General features: G+C 74.5%; 25 protein-coding genes. 10 read left to right on the top strand and 15 right to left on the bottom strand.

The window, feature by feature from the left end; all coding sequences use genetic code 11:
* Positions 1 to 10 precede the first annotated feature (10 nt).
* On the bottom strand, positions 11 to 793 hold the full coding sequence (locus IPL61_20685; GenBank protein MBK9033648.1) for a carbon-nitrogen hydrolase family protein: 783 nt from the start codon (positions 791 to 793) through the stop codon (positions 11 to 13).
* Positions 794 to 1,496: 703 nt separating this feature from the next.
* Between IPL61_20685 and recA the strand changes: the two genes are divergently transcribed.
* The 3 genes from recA to IPL61_20670 all read left to right on the top strand — a co-directional run bounded on the left by recA (position 1,497) and on the right by IPL61_20670 (position 3,679).
* Positions 1,497 to 2,522 (top strand): recombinase RecA, encoded by a 1,026-nt coding sequence (gene recA / locus IPL61_20680; protein MBK9033647.1) that lies wholly within the window; start codon positions 1,497 to 1,499, stop codon positions 2,520 to 2,522.
* Positions 2,509 to 2,886: a hypothetical protein gene (locus IPL61_20675; protein MBK9033646.1), complete on the top strand. Its 378-nt coding sequence runs from the start codon at positions 2,509 to 2,511 to the stop codon at positions 2,884 to 2,886. Before recA ends, IPL61_20675 begins: the two co-directional genes overlap by 14 nt.
* 205 nt (positions 2,887 to 3,091) lie before the next feature.
* The gene (locus tag IPL61_20670; protein MBK9033645.1) at positions 3,092 to 3,679 is read left to right on the top strand and encodes a Uma2 family endonuclease; all 588 of its coding nucleotides are present in this window, start codon (positions 3,092 to 3,094) and stop codon (positions 3,677 to 3,679) included.
* A gap of 4 nt (positions 3,680 to 3,683) precedes the next feature.
* On the opposite strand, the gene IPL61_20665 is transcribed toward IPL61_20670, so the two are convergent.
* Together IPL61_20665 and IPL61_20660 are read right to left on the bottom strand one after the other, a co-directional pair.
* A complete protein-coding gene (locus IPL61_20665) occupies positions 3,684 to 4,454 on the bottom strand; it encodes a hypothetical protein (GenBank protein ID MBK9033644.1) in 771 nt (256 codons plus the stop codon).
* Positions 4,455 to 4,843: 389 nt separating this feature from the next.
* Entirely contained in the window at positions 4,844 to 5,257 is a 414-nt protein-coding gene (locus IPL61_20660; protein MBK9033643.1) for a hypothetical protein, read from the bottom strand.
* 92 nt (positions 5,258 to 5,349) lie between these two features.
* Between IPL61_20660 and IPL61_20655 the strand changes: the two genes are divergently transcribed.
* Complete coding sequence (locus IPL61_20655) at positions 5,350 to 5,943, top strand: hypothetical protein (GenBank protein ID MBK9033642.1); 594 nt, start codon at positions 5,350 to 5,352, stop codon at positions 5,941 to 5,943.
* Positions 5,944 to 6,006: 63 nt separating this feature from the next.
* Entirely contained in the window at positions 6,007 to 6,612 is a 606-nt protein-coding gene (locus IPL61_20650; protein MBK9033641.1) for a 2OG-Fe(II) oxygenase, read from the top strand.
* On the opposite strand, the gene IPL61_20645 is transcribed toward IPL61_20650, so the two are convergent.
* Entirely contained in the window at positions 6,590 to 6,997 is a 408-nt protein-coding gene (locus IPL61_20645) for a hypothetical protein (protein MBK9033640.1), read from the bottom strand. The two genes, IPL61_20650 and IPL61_20645, sit on opposite strands and share 23 nt — an antisense overlap.
* A gap of 137 nt (positions 6,998 to 7,134) precedes the next feature.
* Between IPL61_20645 and IPL61_20640 the strand changes: the two genes are divergently transcribed.
* The gene (locus tag IPL61_20640) at positions 7,135 to 8,559 is read left to right on the top strand and encodes a hypothetical protein (protein ID MBK9033639.1); all 1,425 of its coding nucleotides are present in this window, start codon (positions 7,135 to 7,137) and stop codon (positions 8,557 to 8,559) included.
* A 111-nt stretch (positions 8,560 to 8,670) separates the two neighbouring features.
* On the opposite strand, the gene IPL61_20635 is transcribed toward IPL61_20640, so the two are convergent.
* A complete protein-coding gene (locus IPL61_20635) occupies positions 8,671 to 8,817 on the bottom strand; it encodes a hypothetical protein (protein MBK9033638.1) in 147 nt (48 codons plus the stop codon).
* Here IPL61_20635 and IPL61_20630 point away from each other — a divergent pair.
* Positions 8,816 to 10,060, top strand: a complete 1,245-nt coding sequence (locus tag IPL61_20630; protein ID MBK9033637.1) for a beta-lactamase family protein — start codon at positions 8,816 to 8,818, stop codon at positions 10,058 to 10,060. The two genes, IPL61_20635 and IPL61_20630, sit on opposite strands and share 2 nt — an antisense overlap.
* Before the next feature lie 124 nt (positions 10,061 to 10,184).
* On the opposite strand, the gene IPL61_20625 is transcribed toward IPL61_20630, so the two are convergent.
* The 8 genes from IPL61_20625 to IPL61_20590 all read right to left on the bottom strand — a co-directional run bounded on the left by IPL61_20625 (position 10,185) and on the right by IPL61_20590 (position 19,382).
* Positions 10,185 to 10,889: a response regulator transcription factor gene (locus IPL61_20625; GenBank protein MBK9033636.1), complete on the bottom strand. Its 705-nt coding sequence runs from the start codon at positions 10,887 to 10,889 to the stop codon at positions 10,185 to 10,187.
* A gap of 44 nt (positions 10,890 to 10,933) precedes the next feature.
* The gene (locus tag IPL61_20620) at positions 10,934 to 12,286 is read right to left on the bottom strand and encodes a hypothetical protein (protein MBK9033635.1); all 1,353 of its coding nucleotides are present in this window, start codon (positions 12,284 to 12,286) and stop codon (positions 10,934 to 10,936) included.
* Between the two features lie 16 nt (positions 12,287 to 12,302).
* Positions 12,303 to 14,966, bottom strand: a complete 2,664-nt coding sequence (locus IPL61_20615) for a TonB-dependent receptor (GenBank protein MBK9033634.1) — start codon at positions 14,964 to 14,966, stop codon at positions 12,303 to 12,305.
* A 653-nt stretch (positions 14,967 to 15,619) separates the two neighbouring features.
* Positions 15,620 to 16,063, bottom strand: coding sequence for a biopolymer transporter ExbD (locus tag IPL61_20610; protein MBK9033633.1), 444 nt, complete (start codon positions 16,061 to 16,063; stop codon positions 15,620 to 15,622).
* A gap of 3 nt (positions 16,064 to 16,066) precedes the next feature.
* A complete protein-coding gene (locus IPL61_20605) occupies positions 16,067 to 16,450 on the bottom strand; it encodes a biopolymer transporter ExbD (GenBank protein MBK9033632.1) in 384 nt (127 codons plus the stop codon).
* A gap of 16 nt (positions 16,451 to 16,466) precedes the next feature.
* The gene (locus tag IPL61_20600; protein ID MBK9033631.1) at positions 16,467 to 17,216 is read right to left on the bottom strand and encodes a MotA/TolQ/ExbB proton channel family protein; all 750 of its coding nucleotides are present in this window, start codon (positions 17,214 to 17,216) and stop codon (positions 16,467 to 16,469) included.
* 21 nt (positions 17,217 to 17,237) lie between these two features.
* Positions 17,238 to 17,981, bottom strand: coding sequence for an energy transducer TonB (locus IPL61_20595; GenBank protein MBK9033630.1), 744 nt, complete (start codon positions 17,979 to 17,981; stop codon positions 17,238 to 17,240).
* Positions 17,982 to 18,206: 225 nt separating this feature from the next.
* Entirely contained in the window at positions 18,207 to 19,382 is a 1,176-nt protein-coding gene (locus tag IPL61_20590) for a hypothetical protein (GenBank protein ID MBK9033629.1), read from the bottom strand.
* A 72-nt stretch (positions 19,383 to 19,454) separates the two neighbouring features.
* On the opposite strand from IPL61_20590, the gene IPL61_20585 reads away from it, so the two are divergent.
* Positions 19,455 to 20,567, top strand: coding sequence for a hypothetical protein (locus tag IPL61_20585; GenBank protein MBK9033628.1), 1,113 nt, complete (start codon positions 19,455 to 19,457; stop codon positions 20,565 to 20,567).
* 31 nt (positions 20,568 to 20,598) lie between these two features.
* On the opposite strand, the gene IPL61_20580 is transcribed toward IPL61_20585, so the two are convergent.
* Entirely contained in the window at positions 20,599 to 21,597 is a 999-nt protein-coding gene (locus IPL61_20580) for a hypothetical protein (protein ID MBK9033627.1), read from the bottom strand.
* A gap of 83 nt (positions 21,598 to 21,680) precedes the next feature.
* Between IPL61_20580 and IPL61_20575 the strand changes: the two genes are divergently transcribed.
* Positions 21,681 to 22,214: a non-canonical purine NTP pyrophosphatase gene (locus tag IPL61_20575; protein ID MBK9033626.1), complete on the top strand. Its 534-nt coding sequence runs from the start codon at positions 21,681 to 21,683 to the stop codon at positions 22,212 to 22,214.
* 16 nt (positions 22,215 to 22,230) lie between these two features.
* Here the strand turns inward: IPL61_20575 and IPL61_20570 are convergent, their stop codons facing one another.
* Positions 22,231 to 22,752, bottom strand: coding sequence for a hypothetical protein (locus IPL61_20570; protein MBK9033625.1), 522 nt, complete (start codon positions 22,750 to 22,752; stop codon positions 22,231 to 22,233).
* 148 nt (positions 22,753 to 22,900) lie between these two features.
* On the opposite strand from IPL61_20570, the gene serB reads away from it, so the two are divergent.
* Positions 22,901 to 23,779, top strand: a complete 879-nt coding sequence (serB, locus tag IPL61_20565; protein ID MBK9033624.1) for a phosphoserine phosphatase SerB — start codon at positions 22,901 to 22,903, stop codon at positions 23,777 to 23,779.
* Positions 23,780 to 23,788 lie beyond the last annotated feature (9 nt).

Raw genomic sequence — 23,788 nt, 5'->3', positions numbered from 1 at the left:
GGCGCAGGTGTCAACTCTTGCAGCGGCTCGCGAGCAGGCCAGTGGCGAGCGCGAGGTCGAGGTCCGCGACCAGCAGCCCGGCCTGGCCGTAGGGCTGATGGGCGAGCAGCGTGCCGTCGGGGTTCGCGATCGCGGAGGTCGTCCCCGAGCCCTCGCTCGCGTAGTTGACGCTGGCGAAGTAGCACGTGTTCTCCGCCGCGCGGCACAGGACCGCCTTCTCGTGGAACGTGTTCGCCGGGTCGGCGAACGTCGACGGTCGATACCCGCCGGGCTCGGCCGGTTGATAGTGGGGATGGAACACGACCTGCGCGCCGCGCCGCGCCGCGAACCGCACGGTCTCGGGGTAGCGCCAGCCCTCGTGGCAGATCACGACGCCGAACGTCAGGTCGCCGGTCCGGAACACGTGACGCTCGCGGCCGGGCGTGTACACGCCCTCCTCGCTCGGATCGATCTGCACCTTGTCCTGGAAGCCGAGCCGGTCCCCGCGGTCGTCGATCACCAGCGCGGTCGCGACCACGGCACCGTCGACGACCCGCTCGGTGCCCAGCACCACCGCGACCCGCGCGGCGGCGGCGGCCCCGGCCAGCGCGCGCCACGCGCCCTCGAGGAACGCGCGGTCCGGCGCTGGCGGTGCGTGCCCGAGCCCGCGGTACCCCGGCACGTAGCACTCGGGAAAGCACACGACGCGCGCCCCCACGCGCCCCGCGCGCGCGACGGCGTCGACGGCGAGCTCGACCGACTGGTCCGGGGTGGCTGGATACGGCAGGTTGGCGAGGGCGATCCGCGTCGACATTGCCGGAGTCTATCGGGCGCGCGCCGGCACCGCCCGCGGGCGCCACAGCATCGACGGTCCGCTGACGATCGGGTGAGGTCCGGCGCCCGGCGGTCGCTGACGATCGGGTGAGGTGCGGCGCCCGGCGGCCGACGGTCGGGTGAGGTGCGGCGCCCGGCGGCCGCTGACGATCGGGTGAGGTGCGGCGCCCGGCGGCCGCTGACGATCGGGTGAGGTGCGGCGCCCGGCGGCCGCTGACGATCGGGTGAGGTGCGGCGCCCGGCGGCCGCTGACGATCGGGTGAGGTGCGGCGCCCGCGCCGGCGGCGGACGATCGGGTGAGGTGCGGCGCCCGGCGGCCGCTGGGCCGCTGACGATCGGGTGAGGTGCGGCGCCCGGCGGCCGCTGACGATCGGGTGAGGTGCGGCGCCCGGCCGGCGGCTGACGATCGGGTGAGGTGCGGCGCCCGGCGGCCGCTGACGATCGGGTGAGGTGCGGCGCCCGGCGGCCGCTGACGATCGGGTGAGGTGCGGCGCCCGGCGGCGCGGCGGCCTGACCGCGCGGCGGCGCGGCGGGCGGGCGAGTCGGACAGCGGGCGGCGTCCGATGTCCGGGCGGGAGTGGGCGGGGACCGGTCGCGGTGTCCGGATCCCGGACGGCGGGGACGGCGATCCGCGGGGTTGGCGCTGGCACGTGGCGTGCGATGGGGGCGCGGCGGAGGTAGGAATGTCGTCAGACAAGAAGCAGAAGGCGATCGCCGAGGCGATCAAGGTCATCCACAAGCAGTTCGGGTCGGGGTCGCTGATGCGTCTCGACGGCAGCGAGACGCAGGAGGTCGAGGTCATCCCGACCGGCTCGATCGCGCTCGACGTGGCGCTCGGCACCGGCGGGCTGCCGCGCGGGCGCATCATCGAGATCTACGGGCCGGAGTCGTCGGGCAAGACCACGCTCACGCTCCACGCCATCGCCGAGGCCCAGCGCGCGGGCGGCGTGTGCGCGTTCATCGACGCCGAGCACGCGCTCGACGTCGAGTACGCCCGGCGCCTGGGCGTGCAGCTCGACGACCTGCTGGTGTCGCAGCCCGACAACGGCGAGCAGGCGCTCGAGATCGTCGACACGCTCGTGCGCACCGGCGCGATCGATCTGATCGTCGTCGACTCGGTCGCGGCGCTCACGCCCAAGGCCGAGATCGAGGGCGAGATGGGCGACGCCCACATGGGCCTGCAGGCCCGGCTGATGAGCCAGGCCCTGCGCAAGCTGACCGCGATCATCAGCCGCACGCGGAGCGCCGTCATCTTCATCAATCAGCTCCGCCAGAAGATCGGCATCGTCTACGGCACCCCCGAGACCACGACCGGCGGCAACGCGCTCAAGTTCTACTGCTCGGTGCGGCTCGACATCCGCAAGAAGAAGGTCATCAAGCGCGGCGAGGAGTCGGTCGGCAGCGAGGTCAAGGTCAAGGTCGTCAAGAACAAGCTGGCGCCGCCGTTCCGCGAGGCCGAGTTCGAGATCCTCTACGGCGTGGGGATCAACAAGCCCGGCGAGCTGGTCGACACCGCCGAGAAGCTCGGCGTCGTCGAGAAGTCCGGCGCCTGGTACTCGTACGGCGGCCAGAAGCTGGGCCAGGGCAAGGACAAGGTCGCGGCCCACCTCGACGAGAATCCGGCCCTGGCCGACGCGCTGCGGGCGCAGCTGGTCAAGCAGGCCAAGCTCGCGGTCGCCAGCATCGGAGGCGCCCATGCCGCCGCGTGACGACGACGACCGCGGCACCACGCCGGGCTGGTCGGCGCCGCCACCGCCACCGCCGCCGCTCGCGCCCGACGCGCTCGGCCCGCTCGACGCGCTCGACGCGCCCGACGCGCTCGACGCCGCCGCCGGCCCGGCCGCGCCGGCCGCGCCGGTGTCGCCCCACGACCCGGGCCGCGGCGCTCGAGCCACGCTCTGGCGCCGCGCCGGCAAGCGCGTGCCGACGCCGCGGCCGCGCGGCCGGCCGGTGGCGCTGCTCGCGCTCGAGCCGCGCGCCGCGCTCGGCATCGCCGACTTCCACGAGCTCCGGCGCGAGGGCCTGTTCGCCGACGACGGCCGCAACCCACCGACGAGCTGGTGGGCCCGGTAACCCCAGGGCTCACCTGGGTTGATCTCGATCCGCACAGCATCTTGCGCGAGGTCGAGGCGCGGCGGAGGCGGTTACCGGGTGTACCCGGCGAGTACGCAACGAAGAGATCGCGCAAGAGGCGCAGCGCAGCGGGTCAACGCAGGTGAGCCCTGGGGTCCGGGCGATCGCCGTGGCCGAGCCCACGCGCGCGCGATACCGTGCGGCCATGAGCCAGCCGCCGCGCCGCGCGACCTACGCCGACCTGGTGGCCGCGCCCGAGGATCAGATCGCCGAGCTGATCGACGGCGTGTTGCACCTGAGCCCGCGCCCCCGCCCGCGCCACGCGCGCGCGGCGACCGTGCTCGGCGGCGATCTCATGGCCCCGTTCGATCGCGGCCGCGGCGGCCCGGGCGGCTGGATCGTCCTGTTCGGACCCGAGCTGCGCCTCGGAGATGACGTGCTCGTCCCGGACCTGGCCGCGTGGCGGCGCGAGCGCGTGCCGGTGCTGCCGGACACGGTCGGCATCGAGCTCGCGCCCGACTGGGTCTGCGAGGTGCTGTCACCCTCGACCGAGAAGCTCGACCGCCGCCGCGAGCTCGCGGTCTACGCCCGGGCCGGGGTCGGCCACGCGTGGCTGGTCGACCCGCTGGCGCGCACGGTCGAGGTGCTGCGCCGCACGCCCGAGGATCTGTGGCTGATCGTCGGGGTGTGGGGCGACGACGCGGTGGTCGCGCTCGAGCCGTTCGCGGCGATCGAGGTCGAACTCGCGGCGTGGTGGGCCGACGTCGAGCCGGCGCCGACCGCGGCGCCGTGACGGCTCACGGCATCGGGCGCGGGCCGCGGTGCACCACCGCGTGGCAGCTGACGCAGGTCGTCAGCAGCTCGCCGTAGAGCGCGACCCGGCTGGGCTGATCGCGCACGCTGTTGGCCTGGCTGGCCAGCGCCCGCACCCGCGCGAGCGCGGCCTTGACCGCCTCACCGTCGGCGCCGGTGGCCAGTCCGCCGGGATCGAGGCGCAGGGTCGCGAGTGTGTCGGCGCCGGTGCGCCACAGCTCGTCGGCGGGGCCGACCAGCCCCTCCCACAGCCGGGCCGCGGCCCACTGGTGGCGCTGCATCTGCCGCGCGAGCGCGGGCTCGTCGTCGGGCAGCGCGTCCCACGCGAACGCGACGATCACCCCGCGCTCGCTGTGGCAGGCGGCGCAGTCGGCGCCGAGCCGCGCGGTCGCCGCCGCGGCGGCGGGCAGATCCGGCGCGGCCACCACTTGCTCGGCGGCCGCGCGCAGGCGCGTGACCGCCGCGACCGCGTCGGTCATGGCCGCGTGCTCGGGATGGCTGACGACCCAGCGGGCCTCGTCGCGGGCGACCTCGAGCTGGCCGAGGACCACGGCGGCCTGCAGGCGCGAGACCCGGGCCAGGTGCTCGGCCATGTGCCGGGCCAGGGCGGTGCCGGCGTCGCGGGTCCCACCGTCGGTGGTCGCGGCGCCGACCGGACCGCCGTCGCGCCCGGTCGAGACGGTGGCGCGCGCGTCGGAGCGCGAGCCGCAGCCCGCGGCGACGCAGGCGAGCGCGGCGGCGAGGACGCAGGACATGCGCGGGGTCATGCCGATCGTCGCAGCATCTCTCGTGCCAGCCTGGACACCCCGGTTCGCGCAAGCCTCGCGTATCTGCGCGATCGCGCCCCTGGGTCCGCGCGCACCTTGCGCCGGGACCGCGGCCGTCACGCCCGTCGCGGCGTCACGGACATCGCGGCGCCGCCGCGTCACGGCCATCGCGCGCACCTTGCGCCGGGACCGCGGCCGTCACGCCGGTCGCGGCGTCACGGACATCGCGGCGCCGCCGCGTCACGGCCATCGCGGCGCCGCAGTGGTCACGGCCGTCGCGGCGCCGCCGCGTCACGGCCGTCGCGGCGCCACAGTGGTCACGGCCGTCGCGGCGCCACAGTGGTCGCGGCCGTCGCGGCGTCGCGGCGGTCGCCGCGTCACGGCGTCGCGTGGCAGCGATCGCACACGGTGCCCGCGGCGGTGACCACGGTGCGCGCACGCTCGACCTGAGCCCGGCAGCGGGCGCAGGCCACCATCACGACGCGCTCGATCTCGTCCTCGCTGTTGGCGATCGCGGCCTCGAGCCGGATGTCGAGCATGTCGCCGTCGAGCGCGCCGCTGTCCTTGAGCATCGTCGTGAGCACGCCGACCACGGCGCGCAGGGTCTTGAGCTGCCGGGTCTGGGCGGCGAGGCGCTGCTCGAGGCGCTCGGTCGCCAGCGTCGCGTCGAGCGCGTGCTCGTTGGCGACCGCCAGCGCGCGATCGGCGCGGGCGCCGGCGTCGATGAGCCGCCGCTCGTCATTCCACTCGGACTCCTCCTGCATGAGCTTCTCGAAGAACGAGATCGACATGTCGCGATGGTACCGCACGGCCGGGCGCGGACGTCGGGGCGGGTACCGCCGCGGTGACCGTAAGCGGCGCCGGCCCGCGACGTTGACAGGCCATGCGCATCGCGCTCGTGCTCCTCGCCCTCGCCGCCTGTGGCTCGCCCCCGTCGCCCGCGGAGGTCAGCCGCCACAACACCGGCGCCTACGACGCCGCGGTCGCCCGGGCCCAGGCCCGCTTCGGCGGCGCGCCGTTCCAGCCCGCGACCGTCGGCGTCGACGATCCCGATCGCTTCGGCGGCCACCCGCCGTCGCTCGAAGATCAACCGCCGCCGACGCCGGAGCCCCTGGCTGACCGCGCGACCGGCGCCGGCCCCGGCGACGCGCTCTTCCGTCTACCGAGCGGCACGCTCGCGTTCGCCGGCCCCACCTGCGCCGCCGGGGACTCGTGCGGCTGCGAGGTCGGCATCGGCTACGTCTACCTCCAGCGCCCCGACGGCCAGGTCGCCGTGGTGCGCCTGCAGCCGACGATCAAGACCTACACGCTCGAGGTCGACTCGTGCGGCTATGGCTGCGGCCAGCCGTCGCCGCCCGAGCCCAGGATCGCCGCCGATCTCGGCGTCACCGACGTCAGCGCGATCGAGGTGCTCGAGGAGCCGTTCCGGTTCGAGCGCGTGGTCGAGACCTGCGCCAACCCGATGCCGCGGCCGTGACCCCGGCGGCGACCGGCGGCGACCGACACTTGCTTCTATTATTGTACCAGTTACACTAACGGAATGCAGCTCGACATCCTGGTCCCCGGCTTCCCGCGGCCCTACCTCGACGGCGATCGCCTCGACGGCGGCGCGCCGCTGGTCGCGCGCATCGCCGAGTTCGCCAGCGCCGACGAGTGCGCGGCCCTGATCGCGCGGATCGAGGCGCTCGGCCCCGACGTCGCGCCGATCACGACCGGGCGCGGCTTCGAGATGCGCCCGGACGTGCGCAACAACGCGCGGGTCATGTTCGACGACGTCGAGCTGGCCGCGCGGCTCTACGCGCGCCTCGCGCCGCTGGTGCCGCCGACCTTGTGCGAGATGCACCCGGTCGGCCTCAACGAGCGGTTCCGCGGCTACCGCTACACGCCCGGCCAGCGGTTCGCGCCGCACTACGACGGCGCGTTCATCCGCGGCCCCGACGAGCGCAGCCAGCTGACGTTCCTCCTCTATCTCGACGAGGGTTGCGCCGGCGGCGCCACCAACTTCCTCGAGCATCGCGTCGAGGTCACGCCCGCGCGCGGCGCCGCGGTGTGGTTCCAGCACGCGCTCCTGCACGAGGGCGCGCCGGTCGAGGCCGGCGTCAAGTACGTGCTGCGCTCGGACGTCATGTACCGCGCGCCGTGGTGACCCGGGCGGCGGGGCGAACGCGCCGCTGAAGTTCCAGGGAGGCATGTCGCCAGGTCAGGCTGGTGCCGGGCACCAGTGCTCCGACCGGGTGATGGCGATCCGTCCACGGCGTCGAGGGGGCGACCAGGGTCTTGCCGGCGTGGCGCATGACGTGGAGCCGATCGATGCGCGCGGCCCGCTCCAGGGGCGAGGCGGACCCGCGCTCGCCCCGCAGGTGCGGCCGTTGCAGCTGCCATGTCGCGCTGCCGGTGACCTGGGGCAGCTGGGGCGCGTCCCAGGGCTGGAGCGGCGCCATCCAGTACGCGGTCTGCACCGGGCAGGTCAGGCCCCACGCCCTGCGGACCTGGACGGCGCTCTGGAGCCGCGCGCCGTCCAGCGTGGCCACGCTCCTCGACGCCATGGCCGTGACCCGATCTGGGCCGGCGCCGGCGGCCCGCCCCAATGAGCGGCCCGCGCCGAATCGCCGCGGGGCGATCGGCGGGTTGGTCCTGACAGGGCGCCCGGGAGTCGCTACGGTGCCGCATGCGCTGGTCCGTCGTCGCCGCTATCCTCGCCTGCTCCGTCGTCACCGCGGCCGCCGGGCCGATCTCGCACGACGACGTCGTGATCATCGGCCGGCCCCAGCCCGGCGACGCCGGCTACCGGCCCAACGTCTACAACGCGCAGGCCACCGACATCCTCTACCTCAACCGCTGCGCCACCGGCTGCGCGATCACCGCCGGCAGCCGGGCCAGCGACAGCTCGGCCAGCAACGTGTCGTCGATCGCGCGCCTGGACTCGACGGTGCCGCCGTTCATGCACGGCGACGCCACCTGGGACGCGGTCGTGGCCTGCGTCCGCGACACCTACCTGCCGTACGGCGTCGAGGTCGTGACCGAGCCGCCGGCGGCCGGCGTCGGCCACATCGAGATGGTCGTGGCCGGGCACGCCGCCGACATCGGCCTGGACGAGCCGCAGGGCGGCACGCTCCTCGGCATCGCGCCGGCGACCGGCGACTGCTCCCAGGGCGGGTTCTGGATCGGCTACGCGTTCGCCAACTCGCACGCCAACGACGTGATCGAGCTGTGCGCGACCGTGGCCCACGAGGCCGGGCACATCTACGGCCTCGAGCACGTGTTCGAGTGCTCCGATCCGATGACCTACATCTCGAACTGCGGGCAGAAGTTCTTCCGCAACCTGCCGATGCGGTGCGGCACCGACGCGGCGGTCCCGTGCCAGTGCGGCGGCGCGACCAGCAACACCCACCAGATCCTGCGCCGCAACGTCGGCACGGGCGCCGACGTGCCGCCGCCGATGGTCAGCATCACGCTGCCCGCGCCGGGCCCGGTGGCCGCGGGGTGGTCGCTGTTCGTCGAGGCCCTCGACCGCCGCGGCCTCAACTCGCTCGAGGTCTTCGTCAACGGCTGGTCGTGGCTCACGGCGCCGGGCGTGTTCAACAAGACCTCGCCGTACACGTTGAACCTGCCGGCCGAGGTCCCGCCGGGCGTGATGGACATCGAGGTCGAGGCCTGCGGCGACACCGGCGTGTGCGCGCGGGCCGCGGTGACGGTCACCGAGGGCGCGCCGTGCGCCAGCCCCGACGCCTGCCTGGTCGGCCAGCAGTGCGAGGCCGGCAAGTGCTTCTGGGCACCGCCGAGCGTGGCGCTGGGCGCGGCCTGCACCTACGACCAGGAGTGCCTGTCGCAGCTGTGCGAGGACGTCGACGGTCGCTCGTACTGCACGCAGTCGTGCTTCGGCCCGCCCAACGATCTGTGCCCCACCGGGCTCAGCTGCTCGGCCGGCGCCGGTCAGGAGGGCGTCTGCGTCCTCGACGACGCCGGCGGCGACGACGGCGGCGGCTGCTGCGCGGTCGACCGCGGCGGGCGCAGCCCCTGGCTCGGCTCGCTCGGGCTCGGCGCGGTCGTCGGCCTGCTGATCGCCCGCCGCCGCCGCCGCGCCGCGGCGTGATCGTCCGCGTCAGGCCCGCGCACACGAGGGGCGGGCTCGACGCGGCGGACGCGCGCCGGCGATGTTCGAGCAGACGGCGCAGGCCTGGCGACCGGCCCGCGGAGGCTCGGGTCAGGTCATGTGCTCGAACGTCTCGTCGAGACGCGGGTACCCGAGCGTGCGCGCGACCAGGGCCTGGCCCTCGTCCCGGGTCAGGAACCGCAGGCAGCGCCAGCGGCCCGCGCGCGTCGACCCGGCGCGCGCTACTGTCGCGAGCATGGAGCAGCTCGCCAACCCTGCGCCGGCGCCGTGCGGCGGCGGCTACGCCGACGGCTTCGCGCCGGTGGCCGAGCGCTTCGCGGCCCAGCTCGCCGACGGCTCGGAGCTCGGCGCGGGGTTCGCGGTCTACCACCGCGGCCGGTGCGTGGTCGATCTGTGGGGCGGCCGCGCCGACGTCGCGGGCGATCGCCCCTGGGCCCGCGACACGCGGACCGTGGTGTTCTCGGTGACCAAGGGCCTCGCGGCGATGGCCCTGACGATGCTCGCCGATCGCGGCGTGCTCGACTGGGACGCGCCGGTCGCGGCCGCCTGGCCCGGGTTCGCGGCCGCGGGCAAGGACGCGATCACGATCCGGACGCTCGTCGACCACCGCGCCGGGCTGCTCGGCCTCGATCAGCCGCTGACCCTGGACGACTGCGTTCGGCCCGAGCGCAAGGAGCGCGTGGTGCGCGCCCTCGAGCAGCAACGGCCGGCGTGGGCGCCGGGCACCCGCCAGGGCTACCACGCGATCACCTGGGGCATGTACGCGCGCGAGCTGTTCGAGCGCCTGACCGGCGACGACCTCGGCGGGTTCCTGCGCCGCGAGCTGTTCACGCCGCTCGGCGCCGACGTCGACCTGGGCACGCCGGCCGAGGTCGACGATCGGATCGCGACGCTGTACCCGCCGAGCAACGGCGCCCGTCTGGGCCACATGCTGCGGGCGGCGCTGGGGCGCTCGACCGAGGGCCGGCTCGCGCGCGCGGTGCTGCGCCCGGGCTCGTGGCCGCGCGCGGCGTTCCTCAACCCGAAGACCGGCCCGGCCGGGATCGCGGTCTACGACACCATCCCGGTGCGGCGCGCCGCGCTGGCGTGGGCGTCGGCGACCGCGAGCGCCCACGGCCTGGCCCGCGCCTACGTCCCGTTCGCGAGCGGCGGCGTCGGGTTCGGCCGGACGTACGTCGACGCCGCGACGCTCACGCCGCTGCGCGCGCGGGAGAGCTGGGCCGAGCGCGACCTCGTGCTGCAGCGGCCGATGGGCTGGACCCGCGGCTTCGTGAAGGAGGACGCCGGGGTGTTCTCGCCGCACGGCGAGGCGTTCGGCCACCCCGGCATGGGCGGCGCGCTCGGCTGGTGCGATCCGGTGCGCGAGCTGGCGATCGGCTACGTGATGAACCGGCTCGACTGGCGGGTGCGGTCGCCGCGCGCGCTGGCGCTGTGCCGCGCGCTGTACGCGTGCGCGCCGGTGGCCGCGCCGACGACGTGAGCGCCGCGGCGACGCGTGGAGCTGTGAGACGCGAGGATCCCGCCGCGTGGCGTCGGGGCTCGACCGCGCAGCGCGACGAGCGCGCCGCTCAGGTCGCGCGGGCCGCGCTGGTCGCAGCTCGCCGCTACTCGCCGTCGGGCTCGTCGATCGGACCGAGGCGGAAGCCGATGCCGCGCACGGTCTGGACCAGCTCGGGGCGGCCGACCTTCCGGCGCAGGCGCAGGACCACGTTGTCGACCGCGCGCTCGCCGACCTCGAGGCTGTCGCCGCCCCAGGCCTGATCGAGCAGCTCGGCCCGGCTGAGCACGCCGCCGCGGGCGCGCACCAGCGCGACCAGCATCGTGAACTCGGTCAGGGTCAACGCGACCGCGCGCCCGTCGAGCCACAGCTCGCAGCTGTCGGGATCGAGCACCAGGGTCCGGTGCGTGAGCCGCCGCGCCGCGCCGGCCGCGGCCTGGGCCGGCGCCCGCACCACGCGCCGGTGGACCGCGCGGATGCGCGCCGCCAGCTCGCGCGGCGAGCACCCGACGCCGACCGCGTCGTCGAACCCCGCCCGCAGCGCCGCCTCGGCCGCGGCGACGTCGCGGTCGGCGATGCCCGCGATCAACCCGGCCGGCGGCTGCACGCGGTGCCCCCACGCCACCAGCTCATCGAAGGTCAGGGCCCCGAGCCCGCTCGGCGCCCAGGCGACGAGCACGGCCCCGACCGCGGCCGGCTCGGCGAGCGCCGTCGCCAGCGACACGACCGCGACGTCGATCGACTCGCGGGCAAGCGTCGCGACCAGCTCGTCGAGCGCTGGCGGATCGCCCGGGCCCAGCGCGAGCGCCACGACGATCCGAGCGGGCCCCGACGACCGCGTCGCGGCGACCGAGGTCAGTTGGCGGGGAACGCCGTCCACCCGGTGGTCCAGTCGGTGGCGCCGACGGCACCGACGAAGGTGGCGGTCGCATCGAAGAACCCGTCGTTGGGCGGCGTCGCGGCGTTGGCCGGCACCAGCGCCGGCGAGCCGTCGCCGGGCTTGAAGGTCGGCGCGGTCTGGCTCCGCGCCATCGGCAGGAGCGGGTCGCTCTCGCGGTTGCTGGCCTCGTTGGTCACGAACAGATCGCGCTCGACCAGGCCGCCGTCGTTGTCGGTCGAGTCCTGCCAGGTCGCCTGGTTGCCGTTTCCGAAGAAGATGCTGTTCTTCACGAACAGCGCGCCGGCGGTCACCTGGGCCACGGTCGAGGCGCCGTCGATGTCGATCGGGAAGTCGGCCTCGGACATCACGATCGCGTTGGAGATGCGACCGGCGGTGCCGCGGCGCAGGTGCATGCCCTTCTGGACCTGCAGCGCGCCGCCGGGCGCCACGCCCGAGCCGATGATGCTGAGGTTGTAGATGGTCGGCGCCGAGCGCGGCAGCGCGTCGTTGGCGTTGCCGTTGTTGTCGGCCTCGAAGCCCTGGTTCGACCCGGTCGACTTCTGGATCACGACGAACTGGGCCTTGCCGATCCAGCCGTAGTCCCAGTCGAGGCCGTCGTCGAGGCCCTGGGTGATGACGAGGTGCTTGACGTTGACGCTGCCACCGAAGATCTCGATGCCGTCGTCCGAGCCCTTGTGGACCTGGACGTGGTCGACCACGGTGGCCGAGCCGCACGCGCCCAGCGTCAGGCCGTTGAGCTCGTTGTTGGGCGCCAGCTCGAAGCCGCCGAACTCGACGCGCAGGTAGTTGAGCTTGCCGCAGTCGTGGGCGGCGTTGGCGCCGCCGTAGTCGGTGCCCGACGTGCCGGCCGGGAAGCCCTCGATCTGGGCGGTGCCGCCGGTGACGTTGATCGGCGCGGTGCCGAGCAGCACCAGGCCGCCCCAGTCGCCGGGGTTGCGCGAGCCGACCGGCTGCGAGCTGGTCATCACGACCGGCGCCGTGGCCGAGCCGCGCACGTCGATCTTGCCGCCGTTGGTGATCACCAGCGACGAGCCGTTGTCGCCCTCGATCCGGGTGCCGGCCTCGATCGTGAGCGTGCCCCCGCGCACGAAGATGTGCGTCTTCAGGACGTAGATGTGGTCGGCGGTCCACGTGGTGTCCGCGGCGATCTCGCCGGTCACGTCGACCCGGGTCGGCAAGGGCGTGCCGTCGGTCGTCTCGGTGGCGTCGATGCCGACCGGCGCGTCGATCGTGGTGGACGAGTCGTCACCGCCGCAGGCGGCGAGGCCGACGGCGGCCGCGACAGAGAACCAGAGCTGCTTGGACATAACGAGATCCTTTCGGTTACGGCGACCACTCGAGGGCGGCGCTGACGGCGACGCCCGGGCGGTATTTCTGGACGGCGAACTCGCCCTGCTGGACGACCACGTCCTGATTCAGGAGGTTGGTGGCGGCGAACTTGAGCTTGAGGTGCTGCGGCAGCGCCTGGCTGGCCGACAGATCGAGGCGGTGGAACGGCTGCTCGTACACGTCGGGCAGACCCTCGACGCCAACTTCGGCGATGCGTTCGCCGAACACGTTGTAGAGGAGTGACACGTCGGTGCCAGTTGCCTTGCGCTCCCAACCCAGGTCGAGGTTGACCACGTAGCTCGACTGGCCCTGGAGCGGCCGCCGCTGGTTGGTCTGCGCCGCGGCCTCGGGCCCGAGCTCGATCTGCGAGTCGATCAACGTCAGGTTGCCCGTGGCCCGGAACGCCGCGAGGCTCGGGTGGAGCAGGTCCAGGCTGCCCCGGGCCTCGAGCTCGACGCCCTTGAGCGACGCGCCCGCGGCGTTGGCGAAGCTGAGGTCGCCCTGCGCGACGTTGACGATGACGCTCTCGATCGGATCGCGGAACTGCTTCACGAACGCGCTCGCGGCCAGCACCGAGCGCTCGGCCGGGAACCACTCCCAGCGCAGATCGCCGTTGTGGATGCGGGTGTCGACGAGGTCGACGTTGCCGGACACCGCGCGCCGCCGCGCGAAGTCGAAGAACAGGAACGGCGCCAGCTCGCGCAGCTGCGGCCGGGCGACGGTGAAGCTGTAGCCGGCGCGCAGGTTCATGCGGTCGGACACGGCGTAGATCACGTTCACGGCCGGCATGACGTGGCTGTCGGCGCGATCGATCCCGGGCTCGGGCTGCTGGGTGATGGCGTAGGGGCTGCCGGGCGTGAGCGCCAGCGTGCCGGTCTCGTAGCGGAGCCCGCCGACGATCCGCAGCGGCTCGAACCGCGTGACGTCGGCCATCGCGAAGCCCGCGAGCTGCGAGGTCGACGCGTCGTAGGTGTCGGCCTGGAGCGTGCGCTCCTCGATCCGGAAGTCGGGGCCGATGTGCTCGGCCGACAGCATCTGCTCGGGGTCGAGGAAGACCACCGACGGATCGGCGCTCCCGAGCAGGCCGAACCGGAAGCGCCGGGCCGCGAAGTGGCGCTTCGACCACTGCGCCAGCCCGCCGACCCGGAGCTCGACCGGGCCCAGCGGCACGGTCGCGGTCACCCCGCCGCCGCCGGTGGTGTCGTCGAGGTGCGAGAAGAAGTGCTCGGCGCTGCCCGGCCCGTTCTGGAACCGGCGGCGCCCGTCGTCGAGCAGGTCGTACTCGATGTCGCGCGTGTCGGGCTCGTCGCGATCGATCACCGCGACGTTGGCCTCCCAGTCGAGCGTCGAGCGGCGCAGGCTCGGCAGGGTGTGGCGCCCGGTGAGCTGCGTGAAGCTCATCGCGCGGGTCACGAACTGCATCCGACGCGCCAGCACCTCGCCGTCGTCGGCCTCGGAGAAGCCCGACACCTCCTGGGTGCGATCGTCGGCGGTGCGGGTGTAGAGCGTGAGCAGGTCGATCGCGTGATCGGGCGTCAGCTCGACCCCGGCGTTGAGCAGCCCGCCGAGCGAGGCCGTCGCGGTGCCGATCCGGCTGGCCAGGCGCTGGCGCACGCCGAGCGCGCCCTCGGAGATGCGCAGGGCCGCGACCTCGCCGTCCTGGATGCCCTGCTTGTAGCCGTAGTTGAACGTGGCCAGGTAGCCGTACTTCCGCTCGCAGCGGTCGGCGAAGCTGTCGCCCACCTGAGCGCCGAGGCCGAGGTTGGGCAGCACGCTCCGGGCCGACGTGTTCCAGACGTTCTGGAAGGTCTCGCCGACCCGCTCGGCGGTGGCGGCGTCGACGCCGTTGGTCCCGACGCGCAGCGGCCGGTCGGTCGGCACCAGCGACGGCAGCGCGCGGCCGCCGTCGTCGAACGCCAGGAAGTCGGTGCCGCCGCCGGCGTAGTCGAGCCGGTCGTTGCCGGTCGAGACGCTGTCACCGGACAGCGAGACCTTGGCCTTGACCTCGAAGTCCTGCGGATAGGTGTTGGTCTTGATCACCAGATCGCCGCCGGCGAACGCGCCCGGCAGGTCCGGCGTGTAGCTCTTCACGACGGTGAGGTTGGCGATCAGCGACGCCGGGAACAGATCGAGCGGCACCGCGGTCGAGTCGGGATCCGGGCTGGGCAAGACCACGCCGTTGAGCAGCGTGGTCGAGTAGCGCCCGCCGAGGCCGCGCACGAACACGTAGCGGCCGCCGACGACGGTGGCCGAGACCACGCGCTTGACCGCGTCGCCGGCGCTGGAGTCAGGGCTGCGGCTGATCTCCTGGGCGCTGACGGCGTCCTGGACCACCGCCGAGCGCTTGCGCTCTTGCAGGTTGGCGGCCTCGCTCTTGCGATCGGGCTCGGCCTCGATCACGACCTCCTCGACCGCGGCGTCGTCGAGCCGGAGCTTGAGGTCGAGCTGGGTGAGCCCGCCGCGGACCACGACGCCACGGATCCGGCGCACCTGGTACAGCTCGGCGCGGACCCGCAGCACGTAGGTCCCGCGCGGCAGCGGCAGCGTGAAGCGCCCGTCGTCGTCGGTGGTCGCGACCTGCCCGGCCCCGCCGACGACCGCGATGGTCACGCCCGGCAGCGGCGTGCCGGTCTCGGCGTCGATGGCCGTGCCGCGCACGCCGACGCTGGCCGCCGGGAGCTCGACGGGCTCGTCGAGCGTGGGGGCCGGGTCGGGCGCGGCGCCGGGATCGGGGAGCGGCGCCGGAGTCGTGTCGGGATCCGGAGCCGGAGCCGGAGCCGGAGGAGCGGTACCGGAGCCGGAGCCGGTACCGCGTCCGGAACTGGATCCGGAGTCGGAGCCGGAGTCGGAGCCGGTACCGCGTCCGGACCTGGATCCGGAGTCGGAGCCGGAACCGGAGGCGTGCGCGGAACCGGAGCCGGCGTCGGGGCCTGCGTCGCATCCGGGCCCGGCGTCGTGAGCGGCTGCGCCGACGCGACCGCCGCACCGCCGCCGAGCGCGGCGGCGAGCAGGAACACGCGCAGATGAGGACAGCGGGAGCGCATCGGCGAGTCAGGGCGCATGGTGAGGCCAGCTAATGGCAGACAGGTCGTGGCTCGGTGGCGCGCTCGCAACGAACGAGCAACCTCTCCGGGTCGCGGGATGAATGACGATCTCGATCTCGGCTTCGATCTCGATCTCGATCTCGGCCTCGATCTCGGTTCGGTTGCGACACGAAGCGAACGCCCGCGACGCGGGCGCCCGACGCGCCCCGACGCGCCCCGACGCCCCCCGACGCGCCCGGCGATCGCGCGCGCCACCGCGGCGACGGTTCAACGGACCGCGTCCGTGAGGACCGCGATGTTCGCCGCGCCGCCGCCCCGCGCGGCGTCGAGCACGCGCATCGCCTCGCCGTAGGGCACGGCGTCCTCGGCGTCGAAGAACACCAGCCGGTCGGTGCGCGCGGCGAAGATGCGCTGGAGCCGATCGCCGAGCGCGGCGATCTCGACCCGGTCCTTGTTGATCCACACCGAGCGGTCGGCGCGGACGGTGACGACCACCGGCACCGGGCCGTCGCTGGGCGCCTGCGCCTCGGGGTTGGTCGCCGCCTCCTTCTTGGGGACGTGCAACCAGAACTGCTTGACCATCATCGGCGCGATGACCATGAAGATGATCAACAGCACGAGCACGACGTCGACCAGCGGCGTCACGTTCATCGACGGGCGCACGTTGCTGCGCCGGCCCTTGCCGCCACCGACGTTGAGTTCGACGGCCATGGCTCAGCTCTCCCCGCTGCTCTTGTCGCCGACCTGCAGCGACACGCCGGGGAAGCCGATGCCCTGACACTCGCGGAACAGCGCGCGCATCGCGCCGTAGCTGACCGCGCGGTCGCCCTTGAGCACGAGCTTGCTCCGCGGCGACGCCGCGCGGGCCTGGCGCAAGAGCGGCATCAGCTCGTCGCGCGTGACGCCGCGCTTCTCGAGGTACAGGCCCCCGGCCGCGGTCATCGACAGCGTGATCGGCGGGTTCTTGAGATCGGTCTGCGCGTCGGGGTTGGCGGCGCCCGGCACGTTGACGGTGGCGCCCGCCTCCATCTGCGGGATCACGACCATGAAGATGATCAGCAGCACGAGGACGACGTCGACCAGCGGGGTGACGTTGATGTCGGGCTTCGGACCCTCAGGCCGACGCACTGGCGCGAGCCTCCACGGTGAGCGGCCGGTGGGCGTCGTCGGTGCGCGGCGCCCGCAGGCCGCCGCCGACGTCGGCGCTGCCCTGGTTCTCGAGGTAGTCGATGAACTCGCCGCGCGACTGGTCGAGCGCCAGCAGCAGGTTGTCGGCGCGGCTCGACAGCGAGTTGAACGCGAGCACCGACGGGATCGCCACGACCAGGCCGATCGCGGTGACGACGAGCGCCTCGGAGATGCCGGCCGAGACCGCGCCCAGGCCGCCCGAGCCCTCGGCGGCGATGCCCTGGAACGCGCCGATGATGCCGATGACCGTGCCGAGCAGGCCGACGAACGGCGCCACCGACCCGACCGAGGCCAGGATGCTCATGCCGCGTCGGACGTCGGCCGACACCGCGTCGGCCTGGCGGGTCAGCTCGCGCCGGGTCAGCTCGACCGGATCGAGCTCGCCGGGCTTGGCGAGCGCGCCGAGGTAGGTGCGGGTGCCGGCGGTGAGCATGGTCGCCAGGTGGCAGCCGTCGTACTGATCGGACAGCTTGATCAGCCCCGCCAGATCGCGGCGGTCGAGCGCGCCCGCGGCCGCGGCGCCGAAGCGCTTGGCCATGCGGCGCGACTTGAAGAACACCCAGATCCGCTCGACGAAGACCGACAGCGCGGCCATCGCCATGAGCAGCAGCACGGCGACGATCGCCATGGCGAAGGGCTGCATGTGCTTGAAGACATCTGCGAGGTTGAAGCTCATGATCGACTCCTGGGGCCTGGGCTAGCGGCGGATGCGGAATGGGATCTGGACGCGGCGGGTGAACGCGCTGGGCTTGCCGTCGATGAGGGCCGGGCGGTAGCGCCACGTCCGCACCGCCGCCATCGCGACCGAGGCGAACGGCTCGTCGCCGCGGATCAGCTGGACGTCGACGACCTCGCCGGTCGCGGAGATGCGCACCTTCAGGATGACGTCGCCCTGCAGGCCCTTCTTGCGCGCCTCCTCGGGGAACGCCGGCCGCGCGTTGCCGGTGAGCGGCACCGGCGCGACCACGACCTCGGCCTCGTCGACCGGGGGTGGCGGCGGCGGCGGCGGTGGCGGTGGCGGCGGCGGTGGCGGCGGTGGCGGCGGTGGCGTCCGCGGCTCACCGACCTCGCCGTCGCCGTCGCCGTACTCCTCGGCGGCGCCGGTCTCGATCGCGCCGGTCGGCGTGCCCTCGTCGGGGCGCGCGTCGGGGATGTCGACCGGGGCGCTCGGCGCGACCTTGCCGGGGCGCTTGACCTTGGGCCGGTTGGTCGGCGGCGGCGGCGGCGGCGGCGGCGCGTCGTCCTTGACCTCGGGCACGTCGGGCGCGGCGCGGAAGGTGACGTCGATCGGCGGCTCCTCCTTGGCCCGCGCCACGGTCTGCTTGGCGAGGATGACGAGGCCGATGCCGACGACGACGTAGACGCCCAGCGACGTGCCCGCCGAGGCGAACCAGCGCTTGCGGGCCTTGCCATCCTTGGCCTGTTCAAAGCCTCCGAACATCGAGGGCCACCATGGCGCCGCTCGGTGACGAAGCCCCGGCCGGTTCGTGCCGGGTTCGTGACATCACACGAGGTGATCGCTGCGACGTGACATCACGATGACGCCGCGCCGGCGATCGTGCCGCAAAGCCGTCACACGGCGCGGGGGCGGGCGCTCACCGCGCACGGCACCTCGAGCGCGAGCGGCGCCTGGGCCGCGGAAGTGCCAGCGCCACGGCGCCGGCCGTCACTCGATCGCGCGCAGCTGGTAGATCTCGACGCCGGTCGCGGCGCTGCTGCTGATGGCCCAGACCGAGCCGGCGGCGGTGAGCGCGCGCTGGAAGCCCGGCGGCGGCACGACCGGATCGGGTCGCCACGCGTTGGTGCCGGTGTCGTACAGGTACACGCCGGTGTCAGTGGCGGCGTAGAGCAGCGTCGGCGTGTACAGGCCGATGCCGCGGCCCGGGAACAGGTCGGCCGGCGCGTCGGCCAGCGCCTCCCAGGTCGAGGTGCCGAGCGTGTGGCGGAACAGGCGGCGCGCGCTATTGTCGCTGGCGAGCCCGCCCGCGACGTACAGGATCGAGCCGGTGGGCGTGACGTACGCGAGCGGCTCGCGGAGCTCGACCGCGGCCGCGCCCGCCTCGGCCGTGATCGCGCCGGCGGTCGTCAGCCGGATCGCCGAGCCCTGGTACGCGCCGGCGCCGTCGCGACCGCCGACGACGACGAACGTGCCCGTGGTGGGATCGAACGCGCCGCCGGCGTCGCCGCGACCGAGCTGACCGTCGTAGCTTGCCAGCGGCGTCCAGGCGTCGGCCGCCGGGTCGTAGCGGTTGCCCTGGTTGCCGAACATGAACAGCGCGGCGCCGTCGCTGACGATGACCTGGGCGAGCCCGCAGGCGCAGAACTCGCCCGGGGTCGCGCTCAGCGGGCCCGACAGCGCGTGCGTGACCGTGTCGAACGACCGGAACAGCGAGCTCGCGTCGTTGCCGTCGATCGCGAAGAACAGGCGCGCGCCGATCGCGGCGCTCAGCTGCTGGGAGCCGGCGTCGTAGGTGACGGCCGGGAACGCCGCCACGCGCTGCCACACCGGGTTGCAGTCGACGCCGTCGCCGACGAAGCCCGGCCGACACGCGCACGTCCGCGCGCCGTCGGTGTTGGCGCAGTCGGCGTCGACCGCGCAGCCGCCGTTGCCGGTCGCGCACTCGTCGATGTCGGCGCAGGCCTGGCCGTCACCCATGTAGCCGGCGCTGCAGACGCAGGCGCTGGCGACGCACTCGGCGTGGGCGCCGCAGGCCGGCGCGCACACGCTCGGCGCGTCGGCCTCGGTGGTGGCGTCGACGGCCGACGCGTCCGAGCCGCACGCCGCGGTCGCGCACGTCAGGACCACCACCGCCAGACCGGACACACACGCGAAGATCCTCATCGGCGCAGTGTACGTCGGCGCGTCGGGCCGAGGGTGTGGGCGCCACCACGGGCGACGTGGTACCAGCATCGGATGGACCACTCGCTCGTCGTCGCCGCCCGCGCGCTGGCCCCGACCCTCGCCGCGCACACCGACGCCCACGTCCGCGAGCGCCAGCTGGCGGCGCCGGTGGTCGCGGCGCTGCACGCGGGCGGGTTCCTGCGGTTGCTGCTGCCGGCCGCGCTCGACGGCGCCGCGGTGCCCCCCGCCACCTACGTCGACGTGCTGGCGGCGCTGGCCGAGGGTGACGCCGCGACCGCGTGGGTGGTGATGACCGCGTCGACCTCGACCTTGCTCGCCGGCTACCTCGAGGAGGCGACCGCGCGCGCGATCTGGCGCGGCCCGACGACGCCGCTCCTGGCCGGGGTGTTCGCGCCCAGCGGCCAGGCCGTCGTCGACGGCGACCACGTCCGCCTGCGCGGCCGCTGGCCCTACGCCTCGGGCTGCCGCCACGCCACCTGGGTCATGGTCGGCGCGCTGACCGGCACGCCGCCGGCGCACGTCGTGTGCGCGCTGCCGATCGACACCGCCGGGGTGAGCGTCGTCGACACCTGGGATCCGATGGGCCTGGCCGGCACCGGCAGCCACGATCTGGTGATCGACGACGCGCTCGTGCCGCGCGCGGCGATGACGTCGGTGTTCGGGCGCGCGCCGTGGCCCGATGAGCCGCTGGCGCGCGTGCCGCTGTTCGGGCTGCTCGCGCTGGGCATCGCCGGCGTCGGCCTGGGGCTCGCGCGCGCCGCGCTGGCCGCGGCCGCGACCCGGCTCACCGCGCCCCGCGGCGACGCCGGCCCGCCGTCGTCGGCGCTCGCGACCTACGCGACGCTGGTGGCGCGGCGCGACGCCGCCCACGCCTACGCGCGGTCCGCCGCCGACGCCGCGCTGGCCGCGGCCGCGGCCGGGACGATCGCCGACGCGACCCGGGGCGCGCTGCGCCTGGCCGCGGCCCACGCGGCGGCCGAGGCCGCCGCCGTCGTGCGCGGCGCCTTCCACCTCGTCGGCGGCGCCGCCACCGGCCGGACATCGCCGCTGGCCCGGGCGCTCGCTGACGTCGAGGTGCTGCTGACCCACCGCATGGTCGGCGACCGGGTCCTGCCGAGCACGGGCCGCGCGCTGCTCGGGCTCGGCGCGCCGCGCGACCTGTGACCCGCGGGCCGCGGGGAGCCGCGCGCCGCGATCAGCGCGCGACCACGACCGCCTCGTGCAGGACCGCGAGGTCCCAGCCGGCCTCGCCGCCGTCGTCGCGATAGATCGCGAACAGCCGGCGCGGCGGGCCGCCGGTCGCGGGCGCCGCCTCGACCGGCTCGGGCGCTGGCTCCGGCTCCGGCCTGCGCTTGCGCTTGCGGCCGCGGTCGCGATCGCGATCGTCGTCGCGGTCGTCGGGCTGCTCGATCTTGCTCGCGCTGGCGACCACCCAGACCAGCGCGCCGTCGGGCGACGCGCCGGCGACGACCTCCCCGACCGTCCAGCGCGGCGCGCGCTTCTTCCAGCGCTTGCCGATGGCCTTGCCGCCGAGGCTGACCTCGTCGGGCGACGGGCCGACGAACGCGGCGTCGTCGGACCTGCCGTACTGGCGCAGGCGATCGTCGAGGTCGTCGGCCGCCAGCGCGATCGCCTCGAGCATCTCGCGCGGCGCCTCGGCGTGGGCGGCGTCGTGATCGTCGGTGGGCCTCCACTTCGGCAGCGGGTCCGGCGCGACCGCGGTGTCGAGCTTGCGGCTGCTGATCGCGCGGGCCACCTCGATCGTGGTCAGCCGCCAGATGCCGTCGACCTCGGCCGCCACCGCGGTGACCGCGAACGCCACGCCGTCGTACTCGAGCTGATCGAACGCGTAGGCGGTGCGGCCGTCGGGACCGGCGAACAGCTCGAGGCCGAACGACTTGAGCTTGTGCTTCTTGCGATCGTCGACCAGCCCGCCGGCGAGCTCGAGCACCGCCGCGCGGTCGAGACCGACGTCGGCCGGCCCGGGACCGACGAAGAACAGATCGGGCGCCAGGAGGCCCATCATGTCGGTGGGCGTACCGCTGCGCATGACCCGGTAGGCCTCGTCGATCAGCCCGCGGGCCTCGTCCTTGGCCTCCTTGGCGCTCCGACGCGGCGCCTCCGGCGCGGGCGGCCGCGACGAGCCGCACGCGGCGAGCCCCCAGGCGAGGGCCACGATCAGGGTGCGCTGCATGCGGCCGATCATCGTCCGCCGTCGCGGCGATGTAAACCGCGGCGGCGCGTGCAGCCCGACGGCGCCCGTGCGACCATGCGCCCGTGATCGCGCACTTCATCGACGGCACCGACCTCCGCGCAGCCGAGGTCCGCCGCGCGGCACCCGAACTTCAGTTCGAGCTCGCGGGCCTGCCGGCCGGCTACTCGACCAGCGCGCCCGATCCCGAGCGGCGCGCCCACGACATGGTGATGGCGGTCGAGCACGGCTTCCCGTGCTTCGCCGAGGCGACCGACCTGCTGACCATGGAGGGCCAGAGCCTCCGCCTCGAGCTCGACTCCGAGAACGAGAACCGCTTCTGTCGCTGGTGGCGCGAGAAGCCGGTGCGGCTGGTGCTGTGCGTCGCGCTCCGGCGCAGCGCCGACGCCGCGGTCGAGCTGTTCCACGGCACGTGCGACGGCCGCATCGCCGACAAGCCGGCGGGCCCCCGCGCGCTGGGCTGGGATCGCCTGTTCGTGCCCGAGGGCTTCGACGCCACGCTCGCCGAGCTGGTGGCCGACCCCGACGCCGGCGACGACACCGTCGGCCTCCGCGCCGCCCCCTACCAGGCGCTGGCGGCCGCGCTCGCGTCGGCGTGAGCGCGCCCGGCGACGATCACAGCGCGTCCTCGCACGTCGCCCGCTGCTGCTCGGCCATCTCGATCAGCGCGTCGACCGCGGCCTGATCGGCGCGATCGCCCTCCCAGTGGGCGTGGTACCAGCACTGCGCCAGCTCCTCGCCATCGGGGGTCGCGGCCCGGGCGCGCACCAGGCACACGCCCGGCTGGGTCAGCTCGACCTCGGCCAGGCAGTCGCGGCCGTCGCAGCGCGCCGCGCGGGTCAGCCGACAGGCCGAGCCCTCGACGATCTCGATCGAGCCCAGGGTGATCGCGTCGTCGACCTCGCCGCCGTCGACCGCGCGCAGGATGTCGAGCTTGATCGTCAGGCGTGACGGGTACGCGACGGCCGCGGGCGCGGTGACGCTGGCGCTGCCGCCCGTGACCGACCAGGCCAGCTCGTCGCGCGGGAGCTCGACCGAGCCGTCGGCGGCGGCCAGGCGCAGGGTGCGATCGGTGGTGTCCGTGACGCACGCGGTGGTGAGCGGGGCGATGAGGGCGACGAGCAGGAGCGACTTCATGTCCCCGGGTAGAGCAATGGCCGGACCAGCCGCCTTGTCATTGGATTATAGATAGTTACCTGGATTCCTGGCGTTCAAACGTCGACAGCGACTCGACACCTGCTCACACCTACACGTCGCCGCGCCCGCTCCTATATATATGGGCGACGTGACCGGGTACCAGCTCATCGCCGTCGCCGACCGGCCCATCGATCTCGCCACCGCGCGCGCGCTCGAGGCCGCGGCCGGGTCGGTCGCGCAGCTCGATCCGTTCACGATCGATCAGCAGCACGGGCTCGTGCTGACCTGCCGCGCCTCAGCGGCCGATCGCGCTGGCGCGGTGGCGCTGCGCCACGCGGTCGCCACCGCGGTCGCCGCGCCCGGCCTCGACCTCGCGGTGCGCGTGCTGCCGGTCGTGGCGCCGGCGCTGGTCGTGATGGACATGGACTCGACGATCCTGGCGATCGAGGTGATCGACGAGCTGGCCCGCCGCCACGGCGTCGGCGATCAGGTCGCGGCGGTGACCGAGCGCGCGATGCGCGGCGAGCTCGACTTCGAGGCCAGCCTGCGGTCGCGCGTCCGCGCGCTGGCGGGGCTGTCGGCCCACGCGCTCGACGAGCTGGCCGCGCACCTGCCGCTGTCGCCGGGCCTGGTCGCGATGATGGCCGCGCTGCGGGCCGACGGCGCCGTGTTCGCGATCGCCTCGGGCGGGTTCACGTTCGCCGCCGACGCGCTGGCCGCACAGCTCGGCTTCGCTCACGCGTTCGCGAACACCCTCGAGATCCGCGCGGGCGAGCTCACCGGCGAGGTGCTCGGGCCGGTCGTGACCGCGGCGCGCAAGGCCCTCGTGGTGGCCGAGCTGACCGCGCGCTACCAGCTCACGCCGGCGCAGACCGTCGCCATCGGCGACGGCGCCAACGATCGGCCGATGCTGGCGCAGGCTGGGTTCGGCGTCGCCTACCGCGCCAAGCCGGCGCTGACCGCGGTCGCCGACGGCGCGATCGTCCACGGCGACCTCGCCCGGGTCCGCGCGTTCGTCCGCGCGTGATCGGCGCCG

The organism is Myxococcales bacterium, assembly GCA_016717005.1.
Taxonomy (GTDB): domain Bacteria; phylum Myxococcota_A; class Polyangia; order Haliangiales; family Haliangiaceae; genus UBA2376.
The sequence above is the reverse complement of the archived record's forward strand: the minus strand, read 5'-3'. Positions and strand labels throughout refer to the sequence as shown.

Coding starts and splice junctions, on each gene's coding strand:
- IPL61_20665 (MBK9033644.1), bottom strand. CDS start 4,454: ATGTCCTGCGTCCTCGCCGCCGCGCTCGCCTGCGTCGCCGCGGGCTGC.
- IPL61_20655 (MBK9033642.1), top strand. CDS start 5,350: ATGCGCATCGCGCTCGTGCTCCTCGCCCTCGCCGCCTGTGGCTCGCCC.
- recA (MBK9033647.1), top strand. CDS start 1,497: ATGTCGTCAGACAAGAAGCAGAAGGCGATCGCCGAGGCGATCAAGGTC.
- IPL61_20590 (MBK9033629.1), bottom strand. CDS start 19,382: ATGAGGATCTTCGCGTGTGTGTCCGGTCTGGCGGTGGTGGTCCTGACG.
- IPL61_20570 (MBK9033625.1), bottom strand. CDS start 22,752: ATGAAGTCGCTCCTGCTCGTCGCCCTCATCGCCCCGCTCACCACCGCG.
- IPL61_20585 (MBK9033628.1), top strand. CDS start 19,455: ATGGACCACTCGCTCGTCGTCGCCGCCCGCGCGCTGGCCCCGACCCTC.
- IPL61_20675 (MBK9033646.1), top strand. CDS start 2,509: ATGCCGCCGCGTGACGACGACGACCGCGGCACCACGCCGGGCTGGTCG.
- IPL61_20650 (MBK9033641.1), top strand. CDS start 6,007: ATGCAGCTCGACATCCTGGTCCCCGGCTTCCCGCGGCCCTACCTCGAC.
- IPL61_20635 (MBK9033638.1), bottom strand. CDS start 8,817: ATGCTCGCGACAGTAGCGCGCGCCGGGTCGACGCGCGCGGGCCGCTGG.
- IPL61_20580 (MBK9033627.1), bottom strand. CDS start 21,597: ATGCAGCGCACCCTGATCGTGGCCCTCGCCTGGGGGCTCGCCGCGTGC.
- IPL61_20610 (MBK9033633.1), bottom strand. CDS start 16,063: ATGGCCGTCGAACTCAACGTCGGTGGCGGCAAGGGCCGGCGCAGCAAC.
- IPL61_20600 (MBK9033631.1), bottom strand. CDS start 17,216: ATGAGCTTCAACCTCGCAGATGTCTTCAAGCACATGCAGCCCTTCGCC.
- IPL61_20620 (MBK9033635.1), bottom strand. CDS start 12,286: ATGTCCAAGCAGCTCTGGTTCTCTGTCGCGGCCGCCGTCGGCCTCGCC.
- IPL61_20685 (MBK9033648.1), bottom strand. CDS start 793: ATGTCGACGCGGATCGCCCTCGCCAACCTGCCGTATCCAGCCACCCCG.
- IPL61_20670 (MBK9033645.1), top strand. CDS start 3,092: ATGAGCCAGCCGCCGCGCCGCGCGACCTACGCCGACCTGGTGGCCGCG.
- IPL61_20630 (MBK9033637.1), top strand. CDS start 8,816: ATGGAGCAGCTCGCCAACCCTGCGCCGGCGCCGTGCGGCGGCGGCTAC.
- IPL61_20660 (MBK9033643.1), bottom strand. CDS start 5,257: ATGTCGATCTCGTTCTTCGAGAAGCTCATGCAGGAGGAGTCCGAGTGG.
- IPL61_20595 (MBK9033630.1), bottom strand. CDS start 17,981: ATGTTCGGAGGCTTTGAACAGGCCAAGGATGGCAAGGCCCGCAAGCGC.
- IPL61_20640 (MBK9033639.1), top strand. CDS start 7,135: ATGCGCTGGTCCGTCGTCGCCGCTATCCTCGCCTGCTCCGTCGTCACC.